Origin of the sequence: Streptomyces sp. B6B3 (assembly GCF_039871525.1) — a bacterium.
Classification (GTDB): domain Bacteria; phylum Actinomycetota; class Actinomycetes; order Streptomycetales; family Streptomycetaceae; genus Streptomyces.
Genome location: NZ_JBDPLU010000002.1, coordinates 224,882 through 242,721, shown reverse-complemented (window position 1 = coordinate 242,721; position 17,840 = coordinate 224,882). Strand labels below are relative to the sequence as shown.

The 17,840-nt window shown below is 72.9% G+C and carries 13 protein-coding genes, 1 tRNA gene and 1 pseudogene; 4 read left to right on the top strand and 11 right to left on the bottom strand.

Annotated features, from left to right (window positions below; translation table 11 throughout):
- Nucleotides 1-79: 79 nt before the first annotated feature.
- Nucleotides 80-982 (bottom strand): hydrolase, encoded by a 903-nt coding sequence (locus ABGB06_RS05295; RefSeq protein ID WP_347585757.1) that lies wholly within the window; start codon nt 980-982, stop codon nt 80-82.
- 661 nt (nt 983-1,643) lie between these two features.
- Between ABGB06_RS05295 and ABGB06_RS05290 the strand changes: the two are divergent.
- Nucleotides 1,644-2,789, top strand: a pseudogene (locus ABGB06_RS05290) (glycoside hydrolase family 27 protein); the annotation flags it as partial.
- A gap of 281 nt (nt 2,790-3,070) precedes the next feature.
- Here ABGB06_RS05290 and ABGB06_RS05285 read toward each other — a convergent pair.
- Nucleotides 3,071-3,466 carry a DUF4190 domain-containing protein gene (locus ABGB06_RS05285; protein WP_347585756.1) on the bottom strand — a complete coding sequence of 132 codons (396 nt, stop codon included), beginning with the start codon at nt 3,464-3,466 and terminating at the stop codon, nt 3,071-3,073.
- A gap of 250 nt (nt 3,467-3,716) precedes the next feature.
- Here ABGB06_RS05285 and ABGB06_RS05280 point away from each other — a divergent pair, with 250 nt between their 5' ends.
- Nucleotides 3,717-4,253, top strand: a complete 537-nt coding sequence (locus ABGB06_RS05280) for a GNAT family N-acetyltransferase (RefSeq protein ID WP_347585755.1) — start codon at nt 3,717-3,719, stop codon at nt 4,251-4,253.
- 85 nt (nt 4,254-4,338) lie between these two features.
- On the opposite strand, the gene ABGB06_RS05275 is transcribed toward ABGB06_RS05280, so the two are convergent.
- From ABGB06_RS05275 to ABGB06_RS05240, 8 genes are read right to left on the bottom strand one after another with little or no spacing between them, the layout of a single operon-like run.
- On the bottom strand, nt 4,339-7,083 hold the full coding sequence (locus ABGB06_RS05275; protein WP_347585754.1) for an alpha-mannosidase: 2,745 nt from the start codon (nt 7,081-7,083) through the stop codon (nt 4,339-4,341).
- Nucleotides 7,076-8,263, bottom strand: coding sequence for a Gfo/Idh/MocA family oxidoreductase (locus ABGB06_RS05270; RefSeq protein ID WP_347585752.1), 1,188 nt, complete (start codon nt 8,261-8,263; stop codon nt 7,076-7,078). Before ABGB06_RS05270 ends, ABGB06_RS05275 begins: the two co-directional genes overlap by 8 nt.
- Nucleotides 8,263-9,135: a sugar phosphate isomerase/epimerase gene (locus tag ABGB06_RS05265; RefSeq protein WP_347585750.1), complete on the bottom strand. Its 873-nt coding sequence runs from the start codon at nt 9,133-9,135 to the stop codon at nt 8,263-8,265. The genes ABGB06_RS05270 and ABGB06_RS05265 overlap by 1 nt, the downstream gene beginning before the upstream one ends.
- 56 nt (nt 9,136-9,191) lie before the next feature.
- Nucleotides 9,192-10,418, bottom strand: coding sequence for a CehA/McbA family metallohydrolase (locus tag ABGB06_RS05260; RefSeq protein ID WP_347586557.1), 1,227 nt, complete (start codon nt 10,416-10,418; stop codon nt 9,192-9,194).
- Between the two features lie 5 nt (nt 10,419-10,423).
- The gene (locus ABGB06_RS05255; protein WP_347585748.1) at nt 10,424-11,827 is read right to left on the bottom strand and encodes an ATP-binding cassette domain-containing protein; all 1,404 of its coding nucleotides are present in this window, start codon (nt 11,825-11,827) and stop codon (nt 10,424-10,426) included.
- Nucleotides 11,827-12,708, bottom strand: coding sequence for a carbohydrate ABC transporter permease (locus ABGB06_RS05250; RefSeq protein WP_347585746.1), 882 nt, complete (start codon nt 12,706-12,708; stop codon nt 11,827-11,829). Before ABGB06_RS05250 ends, ABGB06_RS05255 begins: the two co-directional genes overlap by 1 nt.
- A complete protein-coding gene (locus ABGB06_RS05245) occupies nt 12,705-13,700 on the bottom strand; it encodes a sugar ABC transporter permease (RefSeq protein WP_347585744.1) in 996 nt (331 codons plus the stop codon). Before ABGB06_RS05245 ends, ABGB06_RS05250 begins: the two co-directional genes overlap by 4 nt.
- Nucleotides 13,678-15,063: an extracellular solute-binding protein gene (locus ABGB06_RS05240; protein WP_347585742.1), complete on the bottom strand. Its 1,386-nt coding sequence runs from the start codon at nt 15,061-15,063 to the stop codon at nt 13,678-13,680. Before ABGB06_RS05240 ends, ABGB06_RS05245 begins: the two co-directional genes overlap by 23 nt.
- A gap of 107 nt (nt 15,064-15,170) precedes the next feature.
- Here ABGB06_RS05240 and ABGB06_RS05235 point away from each other — a divergent pair, with 107 nt between their 5' ends.
- On the top strand, nt 15,171-15,941 hold the full coding sequence (locus ABGB06_RS05235) for a GntR family transcriptional regulator (RefSeq protein ID WP_347585740.1): 771 nt from the start codon (nt 15,171-15,173) through the stop codon (nt 15,939-15,941).
- A 193-nt stretch (nt 15,942-16,134) separates the two neighbouring features.
- Nucleotides 16,135-16,206 (top strand) — tRNA-Cys (locus tag ABGB06_RS05230).
- Between the two features lie 305 nt (nt 16,207-16,511).
- Here ABGB06_RS05230 and nhaA read toward each other — a convergent pair.
- Nucleotides 16,512-17,771 carry a Na+/H+ antiporter NhaA gene (nhaA, locus tag ABGB06_RS05225; protein ID WP_347585738.1) on the bottom strand — a complete coding sequence of 420 codons (1,260 nt, stop codon included), beginning with the start codon at nt 17,769-17,771 and terminating at the stop codon, nt 16,512-16,514.
- Nucleotides 17,772-17,840: the final 69 nt, after the last annotated feature.

Below are 17,840 nucleotides of genomic sequence, written 5' to 3'. Positions count from 1 at the left end.
CGGGGCCACCCCCGGGTGGTCGGGGTCGATCAGGCGGAGGCCGGCGCGGTGCGCTGTCCCGTCCGGCCGGTCCGGCCGGTCACGGGGTGGCCTGGGTGGGCTGGAACTGCGTGATGAAGTCCCACGCCTCGCCCGGCACCCAGGTGTCGCCGCCGTCCCCGGGGGCCCCGTCATGGGGAGCCGCGATGTGGCCCTCGTCGAACGCGGCCCACCTGACCGGGTGATCCTCCGAGCAGCCCTCGTAGTCGGTGGTGATGTGCGTCAGGCTGCCCGCGGCCGGCGCCGGCGTGTCCTGCGGCGTGCAGCCGTTGTTCGTGACCCACCTGTCTCGCTGTGCCTCGCCGCCGGTGAAGTTGTCGGCGGTGCCGTGCACCCCCATGTACGCCACCGGCTCGGTGCCGCCGTCGCACCCACTGATCTCTCCGGGCGAGGACTGCGCCACTACGGCGCGGAACACGTCCGGCCGGGAGCAGGCCAGGGAGATGCTCATGGCGCCGCCGTAGCTGAAGCCAATGGAGAACCGCAGCGAGGTGTCGACGCAGAGGTCCGCCTCGATCATCGCGAGGATGTCGTCGATGAAGGCCACGTCCTCGCCGCCGGGGTTGGCCCAGCCGTTGTCGGTGCCCTGGGGCGCGACGAAGATGGTGCTGTTGTCGGCCAGACCCTGCAGGCCGTAGTAGGCCCAGGTGCCGGTCTCCACGGTGCGGCCGGTGGCGACGTCCTCGGCGGTGCCGCCCCACCAGTGCAGTCCGAGGACCAGCCGGTAGGGGTTGCTGCTGTCGTAGTTGTCGGGGACGTCAAGAATGAACGACCGGCCGCTGGGGACCGTGTGCGTGCCGTCGGTCAGCGTCGGCTCCTGCCCGCAACCGGCCGTCGCCTCGAACGTCCCGGCGTCCGGGGCGGGCGCCGTCCCGCCGGGACTGCTGCCCAGCGCCTGGGTGCCCGTGGTCAGGCCGAGAACCGCCGCGAGCACGACAGGCACGAACAGCAGTTTGTGCCTGCTCCATCGTGTGAATGCCGACATGGTCTCCTCTTTCATCGGGGTGGGGAGCGCCGGCGAGCCGGCGCCTCCGGAGAGGTCGAGCCATCGAGCCGCCTCGGGCCGGCGGGAGCGGCGCCGGCGCGACGGCCGTGTGGCCGTGGGCGAGCGCGGCGGTCCCATCGGCGTTTTCGCCGTCCCGTCCGAAACGAATGTCACTCCCGCACCCGCCTCGGGCGGGCGCGGCGACACGGTGGGAGACACGGGCGACTCCACGGCGGCTCTGACGCAAGGGCTCACCTGACGGAATCGCGACCCGTTGGGCAGTACGAGGTCAGCCCTTCACCCATCGGTTCGACGTGGCGAACAACGATCGGCTTGTCAAACAAGGATGATAGGGAGTCAGCGCGCGGCGTCAACCTCCCCCGGCGGCATTTGTTTTCGAATGATGTGACGAAAGATGTGGCCGAAGGTGGCGCCACTCGATGCCGCTGGACACATCCCCATCATGTTCTTCATTGTTTGATGGCGTGTGAATTTTCGTGCGTGACTGGTTGACCCTGTCGGCTCCGGGGTGTTGCCTGTGGCCTGCAGGGGCTGCTGACCGGAAGGACCATCCGTGGAAAGCGCGCGCACACGTACGCTCCTGACAGGACTGACCGGTATGGCGCTGGTCGCCTCCACTGTCGTCGCCGGCACCGTGTTCGGCGCGCCCTCGGCCGCGGGCAAGGATCCCGCGCTCGCGCAGACGCCGCCGATGGGCTTCAACAACTGGAACGCGTTCGGCTGCGACGTCAGCGCTGACCTCATCATGGAAACCGCCGACGCCATGGTGGCCACCGGCCTGAAGGGCGCCGGCTACGAGTACGTCAACATCGACGACTGCTGGTCCGAGCACGAACGCGACGCCGAGGGCCGCCTCGTCCCCGACGACGTCAAGTTCCCCGACGGCATCGCGGCCGTCGCGGACTACGTGCACGACCTCGGGCTCAAGCTCGGCATCTACGCCGACGCCGGCACCGCCACCTGCGCCGGCTACCCCGGCAGCCTCGGCCACGAGGAGATCGACGCCCAGACCTTCGCCGACTGGGGCGTGGACTACCTCAAGTACGACAACTGCAACAACAACAGCGACGGCTCCCAGCAGGACTACATCAACCGCTACCAGGCCATGGAGGACGCCCTCGACGCCACCGGTCGGCCCATCGTCTACTCCATCTGCGAATGGGGCGCCTCCGCGCCGTGGGAGTGGGCCGCCGACGTGGGCCACCTGTGGCGTACCACCGGCGACATCCAGGACAACTGGACCAGCCTGAAGAACATCATCGGCTGGAACCTCCCGCACGCCGATGCCGCCGGGCCCGGCCACTGGAACGACCCGGACATGCTGGAGATCGGCAACGGCGGTATGACCCAGACCGAGTACCAGACCCACTTCAGCATGTGGGCGGTCATGGCCGCGCCGCTGCTGATCGGTTCCGACCTGCGGAACGTCTCGCAGGATGCGCTGGACATCCTCCTCAACGAGGACGTCATCGCGGTCGACCAGGACCCGCTGGGGGCTCAGGGCACGGTGGTCACGGACGCGGGCGGGCTGGTCGTCGTCGACAAGCCGCTTCAGGACGGCAGCCACGCCGTGGCGCTGTACAACTCCACCGACGGCGACGCGGCCATCTCCACCACCGTCGAGGAACTCGGCCTGGCCGCCGGCTCGTACCAGTTGACGGATCTGTGGAGCAAGGAGACCAGCGAGACCACCTCGGAGATCGCCGCCACGGTCCCGGCCCACGGCACCGTCCTCTATCGGGTCCAGTCCGCCGGCTGAGCGGCGCCGCTGTCCAACTGCGTGAAATATGAACGAAATCTGCTGAAGATTTTCCTCCGGTCGCGTCGTGCGGCGGCGCGACGGCCCGATGACCGGAGGGAGTTCCTTCATGCGGTGGAGCACGCCAGGGGACAGGTACGGGAACGGCGGGCGGGGCGGGCGGTCCTGGTTCGGTGTGCTGGTCTGCGCGCTGCTCGGCGCGCTGCTGGGGCCGGTGGGCCCGGCCGCCGCCGCGTCGGCCAGGCGCTCGGCCGGCCAGGCCCGGCTCAGCGGGGCTGGCTCTCCGCGGGGACCGAGTAGTCGTCGTTGGTTCCGCCGTCGCCGTCGTCGTCGTCCGCGATGAGGACGATGAGGCCGATGATCGCGAGCACGATGGCGACGGCGCCCAGGATCGCGCCGACCAGGGACAGCCGCCGGCTGTTGTCGGCGCCCCGCGGCGTGCTCCTGAGCCCCATGAGGCCCAGCACCAGGGCCGCGATGCCCAGGATGGCGGCGAGCCAGAACAGCACGGCGAACAGCCCGACGACCACGGCGATGATGCCCAGCACCAGTGCCGCCATGGCCTTCCTGCTGTCGGGCGGCTGGCCGCCGGGGCGCTGCGAGGGGTCCTCGGACCAGACGGGTGGGCGGCGCTCGTTCGGACGCTCGTTCGGATCCGTCATCTGCGCTTCTCCTCTCGTCCCCCACATCAGGACATCCGCGCACCGCCGTCCGCGCCACCCGGCCCGTGGCAAACGGGTGGTGCGCCCGGGTGTAGCCTCGTCGGTGCGCGAGGGACGCGTGTGCCGGTGGAGAGGGCGAGGAGGTCGATGAATATGGCCGCGGTCGGCCTTCTTCGGCATGCCCTTGTCCCGGTCGCGTCAGCGTAGGAACGCACGCGATCCGGGTCGTACGAAACGACCAGGAGCACACGTGTCATCCACTTCTTCAACCGGTTCCACCGGTTCCATCTCTTCCTCCCCGGCCCCGGCCGAACTGCTCACCGATCGCCTGCGGCTGCGGACGTGGCCGGGCGACGATGTCGCCGCCGTGCTCGCCGGCGAGTGGTCGGCCGGTTGGGCCGAGGACTTCCCCGCCGAGGGCGACCAGGTCATCGTCGGCCTCTTCGCGGACAATCCCGCCTGGCTCGGGGAGTTCGGCCACCGTCAGATCATCGAGCGGGAGAGCGGCCTGGTGGTCGGCTCGATCGGCCTGTTCTGGCCGCCCGGGGACGACGGCGCCCTGGAGATCGGCTACGGCGTCGTGGCCTCCCGCAGGGGCCGCGGCTACGCCTCCGAGGCGACCCGCGCCCTGACCGCGTTCGCGCTCACCGCGCCCGGCGTCCACAGCGTGGCCGCCGGCGTGGAACTGTCGAATCCCGCCTCCGTCCGCGTGCTGGAGAAGGCCGGCTTCGAACGGTGCGGTGACGGGCCCGAGGAGAACACCGCCCGGTACCGCGTCATCCGGTAGGCAGGTCCCGAGCGTGGACCGGCGTGCTCCCCGATAGGGGGCGGGGAGCACGCCGGGTTTCCGGTGTGGGGGTGTGGTGGGGGAGCTAGGCGTCGGGGGTGGTGAGGTCGAGGTGGAGGGTGGCGATCTGCCAGGGGCGTAGCGGGAGGGTGACCGTGCCGTCCGTGACCGGGAGGTCGTCGCCCGGGCGGCCGAGCAGGTCGGCGTGGCGGGCGTGGGCGACGGGGCCCGCGACGGTGGCCGTGGTCGGGCGGTCGGTCTCGGCGACCACCCGGAGCTCCACCCGTCCGTCCCGTTCGCGCAGCGAGCTGAGCACCACGCCGGTGCCGGTGACCGTGAGTCCCGGTGCGGCCGGGGGCAGCGCCCCGCCGGCGGGGCCGGCGCCCGGGGTGGTGAGCAGCGGGTGCCGGTAGTCCTCGGCCGCCGGCACGACCTCCTCCCACGAGTCCGCGTAGGGCATCAGCGCCAACGACACCTCCCGGACGCCCCGGCTCTGCGCGCCCGGCGTCGGCACCTGCGGGCCGGCCGGTTCGTCGCGGTGGACGTGGCGGTTGCGGGACAGCTGGCCGACCGCGCGGAGGACGGTCAGGGCCAGCTCCCGCCCGTGGTTCACCAACTCGTACTCGGTGTACTCGGTGAGCAGCGCCGCCAGGCCGCCGGCCGCGACGAAACCGGAGGCGGGGAACGTCGGCAGCGGGTGCTCGCCGCCCCCGCCCTCGGCGGTCAGGCCGCGTTCCACCACCGCGAACTGGCCCTCGGCGTAGGACGCCGTGGCCCGCCGGGGCAGCGGCAGGTGCAGCCGCACCCGGTGGTCGTCGCAGCGGTTGTCGAAGCGGACGGTGAGCCGGACGAACGGCTCGGCGGCCCGCAGCTCCAGCCGGGTGGTGACGGTGATGGCCTCGGCGCGCTCCTCGCGGCCGTCCGCCGCGAAGTCGCCGGCCGCCGGCCAGGCGTAGCCGCGGGTGATCTCGATCGCCGAGGCCAGCGGGTCCGTCAGCACCGGGGTGACCCGGACCGTGGCGGGCTCGGTGACCAGCAGGTCGGCGGCCGGCGGGGCGTAGTTGTAGGAGTCGCCGAGATCGCCGCCGTCCACGATCCCGCCCAGCCCGGTGGCCGTGACACCGGGCCCGCCCGCACCGCCCGGCGTGCTGAGCGTGAACGTGCCGTCGGCGGCGACCGCGACGCCCACCAGGCCGTTGTCCATGACCCTCCCGGAGGCCCGGACGTCGTACTGGGACAGCGGCGGTTCCGTCGGCACCCGCACCGCCGCGTGCCCCAGCGCCGGGGCCTCGGCCCAGACCGGGACGGTGCGGCGCGGCACCGCGAGGATGCGAACGCGCAGCGGCGCGCCCTCGGGTCGCTCGCGGAGCAGCGCGCGGACGTCGGCCACGTCGAAGGGCGTGTCCGTGTGGTGGGCGACCCGGAAGGTCAGGGTGTTCCCGCTCAGCGACCAGCCGGTGATGTGCTGCCCGTAGAGCTCCGTGCCGTGGATCCGGGTCAGCGCCAGCTCCGGGTCGGCCAGCACGTCGTCCGCGAGGACGTCCGCGCCGCGCTCCGGGGCCTCGGTGGCCAGGAGGACCACGCCGGCGCGCGGGCGCGGCGACGGGTTGACCACCAGATGCGCGTCCCGCGGCACGTCGCGGGCGAGCCGGGCCAGGGTCATGTCGCAGACCGCCTGGCCGAGCTGCTCGGCCTCCGCCATCCGGGCACCGACCTGGACGGCCGTCTCGTCGCAGCCGCAGCCGGTCACCGAGTCGTGGCAGCTCACGGAGATCAGGTGCCGCCAGGCCAGGTCGAGGAAGCGCCGCTCGGTGCGGTCGCCGAAGAGCGCGGCGAGCGGCTCGGCGTAGCGCTCCACGGTGCGTTCGGCCCGCGCCATGGCCTGTTTGAGCGCCGGCCGCACGGAGATCACGCCGGGCAGGATGTTCGACCGGGAGTGCGAACGCAGCTCGCCGCGGGTCACCGGCAGGCCCGCCACCGTCTCCGGCAGGGCCGCGAAGAACTCGGCGAGGGTCGCCAGCCGGACCGGCACCCCGGTCCGCTCGCCGACGGCCGCCAGCAGATCGGGGGCGTCGGCCGCCGGCGCGGTGTGGTCCGAGCCGTACATGCCGAGCATGGGGGCACCTCCCAGGCCGTCTAGGCCTGGGGGAGCGTCGGGTCCCTCGGCCCACGGCTCCATCCGCTCGACCAGCTCCAGCAGCCGGGCCTCGGCGCGCTCCGGGTCCTCCAGCAGCCCGGCCGCGTTGCCGTAGCCGCCGGCGGCCAGGAACCGGGTGCGGATCGCGGTGCCGTCCGGCGCCTCCCAGGCGAACGTGTCGGTGGTGACGGAGCTCGGCACGCCCCGGTAGACGCAGGCGTGAGCCAGCCCGGCGCCGCGCAGCAGCTGCGGCATCTGCGCGATGTGGCCGAACATGTCGGGCAGGTAGCCGACCGGCATGGCGGCGCCCAGCTCCTCGGCCCGGCGGATGCCGCGCTCCAGGTTGCGGATCATCTGCTCGCCCGAGCACAGGAACTCGTCCATCAGGATGTCCCAGGGGCCGATCGCCAGCCGCCCGGACTTCACCAGCGCGGCGACCCGTTCGCGCGCCTCGGGGCGCACCTCCAGATAGTCGTCCACGGCCGCCATCTGGCCGTCCAGCGTGAACCGCTGGCGCGGGTCGCGCTCCATCCGGTCGAGCAGCTCGTCCAGCAGGCCGACCAGCTGGAGCCGGAACCGCTGGAACGGCAGGTACCACTCCCGGTCCCAGTGGGTGTGCGGGACGATCACCAGCGCCCGGGCGTTCTCGCGGGCGGGTGCGGCCGGCGCGGACGATGCGGACGGTTCAGGCATGGGCGGCTTCTCCTTCGAGTGGCGTGCCGAGCCGTTCGGCCAGTCGGCGGGCGGCCTGCTGCGCGGTGACGACGTCGGCGACCCCGTCGGCGACGCCGGACAGCGGGGGCGTGCCGTGGGTGACCAGAGCGTGGAAGGCCAGCAGTTCGGCCTCGAAGCCGCCCATCGTCGAGCGGTAGACGGAAGTGCGCTCGTCCCCGTTGCCGCCGCCGTGCGGATCGTCGCCCGTGGAGGTGCGCTCGGTGAGCACCGTCGGGACGTTGAGCAGGTAGGGGGAGGGGAAGACCAGCTCCAGGGAGCCGGTCGCGTGGTGCACGGTGACCGTCTCCCGGTAGGCCGGATAGCCGGGCAGGTAGAGCCAGCGGATGGCGTAGCGGCCGACCCTGGCGAGCGGCCCGGAGAGCTCCACGGACGGCGCCGAGCCGCGCTCCGCGCCGGCCGGGGCCGGCCACAGGGCGGCGTGGTCCACGCCGGCCGGGGGGTCGGCGAACAGCCGGATCAGGGACAGCTCGTGGCAGATGCTGCCGAGCGTGATGTCGTAGAGGGTGCGGACCTCGTCCGGCACGTCGTCGCCGAGCGCGGTCCGGGTCAGCCGCTCCCGTTCGGCGGCCGACGCCGCCAGGGCGGCGTCCGGCACGTCCCCGGCGGGCCTGACGTCGCCGAAGGCCAGCTGGGACGGCGTGGAGGGGTGCAGCACGGTCACGTCGACGTGGTGCACCGCCGCGGGACCGCCGAGCGTGTCGAGCAGCCGGCGCAGCCGCTGGGCGGCCGGGTCGTACTGCTTCATGTACCCGACCATCAGCCGGTCCGCGGCGGGCTCGGCGGCCAGCGCGGACAGCTCGTCGCGGGTGTAGCCCAGCGGCTTCTCGGAGAGCACGGCGTGGCCGGCGCGCAGCGCGGTGGCGGCGGCGGGCACGTGGGAGCCGGGGGTGAGCAGCAGGACGGCGTCGAAGCCCTCGGCGGCCAGCATCTTGTCGACGTCGGTGAAACGGGCCGCCTCGGGCACGCCGTAACGCTCCCCGACGCGGCGCAGCAGCGTGGGGGAGACGTCGGCGACGGCCGTCAGCCGGAACCGGCCGTCGAGGCGTTCCAGCAGAGGCAGGTGGATGGTCTGGGCTATGGTGCCGAGCCCGGCGACGGCGACCCTGAGCTCCCTGAGCTCCCTGAGCGGGGCGGTCATCAGATGCCCACCTCCCGCAGCACGTCGCGGTTGGCGCGCTGTTCGGCCATGATCTGCTCGAAGTCCTGTCCGGTGGCGGGCGCGTCCTGTTCGATGACGATCCAGCCGGTGTAGTCGATGGCGCGCAGCGTGTCGGCCACCGCCGCCAGGTCGACCTCGCCGGCGCCCAGCGGGGTGAACCCGCCGGCCGCGACCATGCCCATCAGGTCCTCGCCCGCCGCGGCGCTGTCCGCGGCGATCGCCCGGGACGCGTCCTTGATGTGGACCTGACGGATGCGGGGGGCCCAGTCGCGCAGCCCGGCCAGCGGGTCGCCGCCGGCCAGCCACAGGTGCCCGGTGTCCAGGCAGAGCGACACGTCGGTGCTCTCCAGCAGCCGTTCGACCTCCGCCGCGGTCTCCACGTCGGTGCCGAGGTGGTGGTGGAACACCGGCTCCAGGCCGCGTTCCCGGCAGCGGTCGGCGGCGCCCTGCACCCGGCTCGCGAAGCCGGCCCAGTCGTCGAGCCCGCCGACGCCGGCACCCGGCCGGGCGAAGCGCTCGGGGCGGGGCGGGCAGGCGAGGGTGGGGCGCGGGGCGAACCGCGGGTCGGGCACCGGGACCGCGGTGAACGCGTCCAGCGCCGCGGCCAGTCCCGGCAGGTCGGCCGTCCAGCCGTCGGGATCGTCGTAGCGCAGGTCCACCCAGCCGCCGGCCAGCGCGAGGCCGGCCTCGGCGAGCGCCGCGGCCAGTCCCGCGCCGGTGCCCAGATAGCCGATGGGGCCCGAGTCGATGCCGTCGTAGCCGGCCTCGGCCAGCCCGGCGAGCATCTCGGCCGCGCCCAGCGGGGGCGCGTCGGCCGCGTAGATGCCGAAGTTGACGGGGGCGTTGGCCACCCGCGTCGTCGCTCCTGTCGGTGGGGTCGCTCCTGTCGGTCCGGTCGAGCCGGTGGTCACTGGCATAGTGCGATTACCTCGTTCTCGTGCGTCTCCAGCCGGTGCGGCCCCGCCGTGGCGGCGAGGACGACCCGGTTCCCGTGCAGCACCTGACGGCGGCCGTCCGGCCGCACCAGCACGGTGCCCTCGGCGTCCAGCGCGAGCAGTTCGTCCCCCAGCCGGAGCAGCAACGGTGCGTCCGGTGCCGCCGAGACGGCGGTGCGGCCCGCGGCCAGGGCGGCGACCACCGCGGTGGGGGAATCGTCGGCGGCCAGCACCCAGGTGGTGGGGTCGCCGGGCAGCCCGTTGTCCCCGTGCCGGTGGAAGTCGCTGCCGCCGATGGCCACCACGTCGGGCCGCCAGACCTGCGCCCAGGCCAGCGGGGCGCCCCAGCGTCGGTCCGACCAGCCGGAGTGCCACACCTCGGCGTGCCGCGGGCGGGTGCCGGCGAACGGCGTCCGCCAGGCGCAGTCGCCGCCCAGCGGATGGTTGACGGACAGCACGCCGCCCGCGCGTTCGGCGTGGGCCAGCCACTCGTCGACCGGGCGGCGGAAGTCCACCCAGCCGATGTCGCCGAAGGCGTTGGCGTGGCCGGCGTCGGTGGTGACCTCCTGGCCCGGCACCAGGGTGATGTCGTGGCGCAGCCCGACACCGGGCAGCTCCCGGTGGTGGCTGGTGGTGTTGTGGTCCGTGACGGCCAGGAAGTCCAGGCCGCGTCCGGCCGCCAGCGCGGCCAGCTCCGGGATGGTCAGCGCGCCGTCGCTGTGCACGCTGTGGCTGTGGCAGTCGCCGGCCAGCCAGCGCATGCCGTCCACGGTGGGCATCTCCCGCCGGGGCGGGCGCCGTCCTGGCGTCGGCGGCCCGGGCTCGGCCGGGCGCGGGGGGCGGGTGCCGGTGACGCTGACCCGCACCTCGTAGTCGAGGCCGCCGGGCGGGATCCGGTGCAGCCGCAGCAGCACCCGCCAGTCGCCCGGCGCCAACTCGCCGCCGGCGGGCGGCAGATAGCCGGGGGTGGCCCAGTCGGTGGCGATGCTGAACCGGTCCCTGGCGCCGCCCGACCAGCCGTGGAACGAGGCACCGCCCGGGCCCAGGCAACCCAGGTCGAGCACGCCGGCGGCGCGGTCGTAGCTCAGCTCGACGGTGAAGCCGGCCGAGCCGGCGGGCACCTCGAACGGCAGCTCGCGCAGCGACGCGTCCAGCCGGTCCTGGAGCGTCCACCGCCCGCCGTGCACCGTCTCGGCCATCGGCGTCACGGCGCGCCTTCCCGGCCGGAGCCGCCCTCTTGGGCCTCGTCCACCGGCCCGTCGCCCGGGTGGGCCCGGTCGGCATCCGACGCGCCGGCGTCGGCCGGGCCGTCCGCGGTGTCGCCCGGCGCGTCGGCCTCGGCACCGGCGTCGGTTGGCGGGCCGCCGGCCCGACGGGGCTTCGCCAGCGTCGCCGCGTCGCCGGGGCTCGCTGGCGTCTCCCCCTGCTCGTCGCCGGCGGGGGCCACCATGTCGGGCGTCGGGCACACGGTCGGCGGGAGGCGCCTGTCCGCCGGCAAGGCGTGCGTGGTGACCAGCTCGCCGTCCCGGTAGACGAGCACCCGGTCGGCGCGCGGCACCGCGTAGCCGGTCTCGCCGAGCCGCAGCTCCGCGTCCTCGTCCACCACGACCTGCACGAAGCCGGCCGGGCCCTCCAGGGTGACCAGTTGGGCGCTGCCGAGGTTCTCCACCACCCGCACCGCGCCGGACAGCGCGCCGGACCCTTCGCCGGACGGGGGCTCCGCCGAGTACCGCAGGTACTCGGGGCGGACGCCGTAGATCACCTTCTCGTCGGCCAGCGCCGCCAGTTCGTCGTCGAGCCCGGTGGGCGCCGGCAGCGCGGCGTCCCCGACCTCGACGCGCACCGGCTCGCCGGCGCCGGCCGCGCGCACCACGCCGTCCAGCAGGTTCATCGGCGTGGAGCCGATGAACGAGGCCACGAACGTGTTGGCGGGGCGCCGGAACACCTCGGCCGGGGTGCCCAGCTGCCGGATCCGGCCGCCCTCCATGACGGCGATCCGGTCGGCCAGGGCCAGCGCCTCGGCCTGGTCGTGGGTGACGAAGACGGTGGTGACGCCCAGCTCGCGCTGCAGCCGCTTGAGGAACGTCCGCGCCTCGAGGCGCATCCGCGCGTCGAGGTTCGACAGCGGCTCGTCGAACAGGAACACCTTCGGGTGACAGGCCATCGCCCGGGCCAGCGCGGCCCGTTGCTGCTGCCCGCCGGACAACTGCCCGGGCCGGCGCTGGAGGTAGTCCGCCAGGCCCAGTTCGGCGGCGGTCTCCGCCGCCTTCGCGCGCCGCTCCCCGGCGGACACCTTCTTGATCCGCAGCGGGTAGGCGATGTTGTCGCTGACCGTCATGTGCGGGAAGAGGGCGTAGTCCTGGAAGACCATGGCCACGTCCCGGCGGCCCGGCGGCAGTGTGGTGACGTCCCGGCCGCCGATGCCGACCGAGCCGCCGGTCGCCACCTCCAGCCCGGCCAGGGTGCGCAGCAGCGTGGTCTTGCCGCAGCCGGAGGGGCCGAGCAGGGCGAAGAACTCGCCGTCGCCGATCGTCAGGTCTATGGCGTCCAGGGCCCGGACCCCGCCCGGGTAGACCTTGGTCAGAGCGGCCATCGAGATGTCGGCCATCAGCGTTTGATCCCTCCGTGGAACCGGAATCCGTACCGGGAGCTGACGAAGAGGAACATCAGCACCACCGGCAGGGAGTAGAGCAGCGAGAACGTCGAGATGAGCCCCAGATCGGGCTGGCCGCCCTCCGTGTAGAACGTGTACATGACTACGGCGGCCGGCGACTTCTCCGGCGTCCGCAGCAGCAGGAAGGGCACCAGGAAGTTGCCCCACACCTGGGCCACGGACCAGACCGCGATGGTCGCCAGGCCGGGACGCACCAGCGGCACCACGAGATGCCGGACGATCTGCAGCGGGGAGGCGCCGAAGACCTGCGCCGACTCCTCGTAGGACCGGGGGGTGCCGTCCATGAAGTCCTTGAGGATGAAGATCGCGCTGGGCAGCAGGCCGCCGGAGAGCACCAGGATGACGCCCAGTTGGGAGTCGATCAGCTCCAGCTCGTAGGCCAGGTTGAACAGCGGCACCATCGCCGCCGTGCCGGTCACGATCGAGGACAGCAGCAGCAGCGAGTACAGCAGCGCGTCGCGGCCCGGCAGCCGCACCCGGCTGAGCGCGTACGCGGCCAGCGCGGCCAGGACCACCACGAGGGCGCCGGTGCCGCCGGCCAGGATCACGGAGTTCCACAGCGAGCGCATCGCGTACCGGTTGTCCATCAGCGCCTCGAAGTTCTCCAGCGTGAACTCCGGCAGCGAGGCGGTGATGGTCGGGTCGCGGTCGAACGGGGCGGCGGCGACCCACAGCAGCGGCAGCGAGAAGAACGCCAGCAGCAGGCAGCAGAAGACGTAGTAGCCGATCCGCCGCACGGCGTCCCGCGCGTCGGCCACGCCCGCCCGGTGGCGGTCGTCGCGTGCCGTCTTCTCGGGTACGGTGCCGGTGCTCATGCCGGGGTGTCCTTCCGCTGCCGCAGCAGCCGCACGTAGACCAGCGCGATCACCAGGTTGATCAACAGCATCAGCACCGAGATCGCCGCGCCGAAGCCGAGTTCGCCGCCGAACAGGGCGGTCCGGTAGATGAACACCGGCATGATCTCGGTCTTGTTCTCGGGACCGCCGCTGGTCAGCAGGAACGGCGTGAAGTCGTTGAACGTCCACAGGCTGATCAGCAGCAGGTTGGTGAGGATGTGGCCGCGGATCCGCGGGAACACCACGTCCCGCAGCTGCTGCCAGCTCGACGCGCCGGCCAGCCGCGCGGTCTCCAGATGGGACGGCGGCACGTTACCCAGCGCCGCGGCGTAGAGCATCATCGAGAACGCGGCGCCGCGCCAGATGTTGAAGACGATGATCGACGCCATCGGGTAATCGAGCAGCCACGAGGTGCCCGGGGTGTTCAGCACGTTGTTGAGGGTGCCGTCGTCCCCGTCGAGCAGCGCGATCCACAGGAACGCGATCACCGAGCTGGGCAGGATCCAGGCCGCCAGCACCAGCGCCTCGACCAGCCGGCGCAGCACCCCGCGCCGGTTGCGCATCACCCACGCGATGGCGAAGCCGAGCACCGCCTGCCCGATCACCGCGGAGCCGACGACGAACTGCAGCGTCAGCCACAGCGAGTTGGAGAAGTCCTCGTCGTCCAGCGCCTCCCGGAAGTTCTCCAGGCCCACCATCTGCGGGTCGGTCGCGGCCAGCCCGGTGAGCCGGTAGTCGGTGAGCCCCAGGTAGATCGTCCACAGCGCGGGGAACACCAGGAACGCCGCGATCAGCAGCAGCGCGGGCGTGACGAAGGCGGCGGCCCTGGCCCGGCCGAGGCCGGCCGCGTCCGGGTCCGACCGGCGGCCGGGGGCGCCCTTCCCGAGGGTCGGGCGCCCCGCCGCTGCCGCCGCCCCGCCCCCCGTGGGCGGGAGGGCGGCGGGTGTCTCAGGGGGTGATGCTGTCGGCACCGCCGACGACCTCCTCAAGGTCCTCCCGGTACTGGTTCGCCGCGTCCTCGGCGCTGTCACCGCCGACCACCGCGGCGGTCGCCTCCTGCAGCAGCACGGAGACCTGCGGGTAGATCGCGAGCGAGGGCCGGTAGGAGGTGAGCGGCAGCACCTCCGCGGTGAGGAAGTTCATCAGCGGGTCGTCGCCCATCGTCGCCTCGTTGACGTCGGTGCGCGGGGTCATCCGCGGACCGCTCTCCAGCGACGCCTCGAACGCCTCGGCCGAGCTCATGAACTCCAGCAGCTCGTACGCCAGGTCGGCGTTGTCGCTGGCCGGGTTGATGACCCGGACGCCGCCGCCCGACATGCTGACGAAGTCCTGGCCGCGCACGCCCTGGCCGGGCTCCATCGCCGGGATCATCGCGTAGCCGACGGCCTCGTCGCGGTTGTCCATCGGCGCCACGCCCGTGTCCGGGTTGATCACGTCGTGCCAGAGGTACTCGCTCTCCAGCAGGATGCCGATCTCGCCGCCCGCGAACTGCTCGAACGACTTGTCCCGGCCCTGGGTCTCCTGCTGCAGCTCCGGGTCGCCGAGGCCGCCGCCGTAGATGTCCTCGTAGAGGCCGAGGGTGTCGGTCAGGCCCTGGCTGGCGCCGGTCCACCTGCCGTCGGCGTAGATCTCCTCGCCGGTGCCGGCCAGCAGCGGCAGCACGCCCTGCATGGTGGTGGCCTCGCCCATCGCGGTGCCGCCGTTCAGCTGGATCGGGGTGACCCCGTCCACCCCGGAGAGCGCCTCGGCGGCGTCCAGCACCTCGGCCCAGCTGGTCGGCTGCCAGTCGGCGGGCAGCCCGGCCTCCTGGAAGAGCTCCTTGTTGTAGAAGAGGACCCGGGCGTCGGTGCCGGCCGGGATGCCGTACCGCTCGTCGTCGAACATCGCCAACTCCTGGACGGCGTCCGGGATCTGCTCCCAGCCCTCCCAGTTCTCCGAGTCGGGAGAGGTCTCGCTGAGCGGCGCGACGTAGCCCGCCTCGGCGAACTCGCCGAGCCAGATGCCGTCCAGGGCGAACACGTCGGGCCCCGATCCGGACTGCAGGTCGAGCGCCAGACGGGACTTGTACTGCTCGTCGTCCACGCCGCTCGGCTCGAAGGTGACGTCCACCTCGGTGCCGGCCCGCTCCTGCGCCCGCTCGAACTCAGGGATCAGCCAGTTCTCGATCCACTCGGCCTCCTCCGTGTTCTTCCCGCCGACGATCGCGTTGGTCGAGATCGTCAGCTCGGCGGCCCCGCCCGAACCACCGTCCGAGTCACCGCCGCAGGCGGCGACCACCAGGGACACGGCGGCCACGCCGGTCATCGCGGCCGCCCGTCTGGTCAGCACCCTCATGAGCCATCTCCTCTTTGAAATGTGTGTCCCGGAGAGTTTCATGAAGTCCGGACGACGTAAAGACCTATTGTCTTAACATTTCGGTAGCACCACGCTATGGTCATGCCGTGGCCAGGGTGAGGAACGAACCGAGCGAGCCTTCTGAACTGAAGCTCAGCGTGGACCGGGGCAGCCCGGTGCCGCTGTACTTCCAGCTCTCGCAGCAGTTGGAGGCCGCCATCGAGCAGGGCCGGCTGCTGCCCGGCACCCTGCTGGGCAACGAGATCGAGCTCGCCAACCGGCTCGGACTGTCCCGGCCGACGGTGCGTCAGGCGATCCAGGCACTCGTCGACAAGGGGCTGCTGGTGCGCCGGCGCGGGGTGGGCACGCAGGTGGTGCACAGCCAGATCCGGCGCCCCCTGGAGCTCAGCAGCCTCTACGACGACCTGGAGGCGGCCGGCCAGCGGCCCGCCACCCGGCTGCTGGACATCGGCCTGGTGCCGGCGCCCGCCGAGGTGGCGGCGGCGCTCGGCGTCGGCGAGGGGGAGGAGGTGCGCCGCGTCGAACGGCTGCGCCTCACGCACGGCGAGCCGATCGCGCGGATGCGCAACTACCTGCCCCGGGAACTGCTCGACCCCAGCCCGCAGGACCTGGAGTTCACCGGCCTGTACCGGCTGATGCGGGCCGCCGGCACGACGCTGCACAGCGCGCGCCAGTCGATCGGGGCGCGCGCGGCGACGGCCGAGGAGGCGGAACTGCTGGCGGAGCCGGCCGGGGCCCCGCTGCTGACCATGGAACGCACGGCCTTCGACGACACGGGGCGCGCGGTCGAGTACGGCTCACACCTCTACCGCGCATCGCGCTACGCCTTCGAGCTGCAGTTGCTCATCCGCCCCTGAGGGGGCCTTGCCGGCCGAAGCCCCGCGGCCGGCCCGGTCGGCCGCGCCGCGGGGTGTTACGCGGGTTCGATTCCCGCTTCTCGTGGTTCCGGGGCGGCGTTGTGAACGCCGATGACGGTTGCGTTGCCTGGTGTTGCGATTCCCGGTGATCCGTTGACCGGGGGCCGGCCGGGCGGCGAGAGTCGAGGAACACGGCAGTGTGCCCAAGTGGTTCAGGGGCACGCCTGCAAAGCGTGTTACGCGGGTTCGATTCCCGCCACGGCCTCGCTTCCCGCGACGACCCGCGACCGCCCGAGGCGTGCGGCTGCGCCGCGGCCTCACTTCCCGCGATGCGGTGCCCTGCCGGGCGGCCGGCGGTTCGGCGGCGCTGCCGGGGGACTCCCGCCGGGATCGCCCTCCCTATGGGGCGTATCACAAAGCCTCCACGCCCAGACCTCGTCGGGCCTGTGCGGTGCCCTCAGCAACCGCCCAGCCGTGGGGGTTCCCCGGACGAGGTCCGCGTGAGTACGGCCGCGCGACCGCACGCGCATTCAGGGGTCGCCGGGGTCGTCCGGGGGTTCGCGGCGCGGCCTAGTCCTCTGCGGGGTTGGTCGCCGGCGATCCGCCGGCAAGGCGTTTGCGGCCTCGGAGGGTGAGGACGGCGCTGGCGGCCAGGGCGGCGATGAGGGAGCCGAGGAGGACGGCGACCTTGACGTGGTCCTCCAGCTCCGGCAGGCCCGCGAAGGCCAGCTCCGTGATCAGCAGCGAGACCGTGAAGCCGATGCCCGCCAGCAGCGCCAGTCCCGCTATGTCCGCCCAGCCCAGCGACGGGTGCAGCCGGGCCCGGGTGAAGCGGGCCGCGAGGTACGTCGAGCCGAACACCCCCACGAACTTGCCGACGAAGAGGCCGAGCAGCACGCCCAGCGCCTCCGGTTCGCCGAACAGCTCGCCGACGATCGCCGGCGACACCTCGACACCGGCCGCGAACAGGGCGAACACCGGCACCGCGATCGCCGCCGAGTACGGGTGCAGCAGGTGCTGCACCCGCTCCGCCGGCGACTGCTTCTCGAACTCCGTCGTGGTGGCCCGCAGCAGCATGCCGATGGCGACGCCGGCGATCGTCGCGTGCACGCCGCTGTTGAACATCAGCACCCAGATCGCCAACGACAGCGGCACGTACACGTACCAGCCGCGCACGTTGCGCCAGTGCAGCAGGCGGAAGAGCACCAGGCCGGCCAGCGCTCCGCCCAGCGCGGGGAGGTTGAGCGTGGAGGTGTAGAAGACCGCGATCACCAGGATCGCGATCAGGTCGTCCACGATGGCCAGCGTCAGCAGGAACGTGCGCAGCGCCGACGGCAGGTGCCGCCCCACCACCGCGAGCACGCCGAGCGCGAACGCGATGTCCGTGGCCATCGGCACCGCCCAGCCGTCCAGCCGGCCGCCGCCCGGGCCGGCCACCGCCAGGTAGATCAGCGCGGGGCAGACCATGCCGCCTATCGCCGCCAGCACCGGCAGCGCCGCCGCGGCCGGATGCCGCAGTTCGCCGACCACCAGTTCCCGTTTCAGCTCCACCCCGGCGACGAAGAAGAACACCGCCAGCAGGCCGTCCGAGGCCCAGTGCCCGACGGACAGCTCCAGGCCGAGGGCGGGGATGTCCAGGTGGTGGTCGCGCAGCGAGGCGTAGGCGTCGGAGAGCGGGGAGTTCGCCAGGATCACCGCGAGGGCGGCGGCGATCAGCAGCAGCAGGCCGCCGGACACCTCGGTGCGCAGGTACTCGGCCACCGAGCGCCGGTTCCTGGTCGCGTCGTGCTCTTCCCGGGAGCGAACCGGCAACGAGGGCGGGAGCTTCATGGTGGCCTTCCGGGCAGCGACGGCAGAGCTTCGTACGTCGCCGACCAGACTTCCCGGCACACCTCGCGT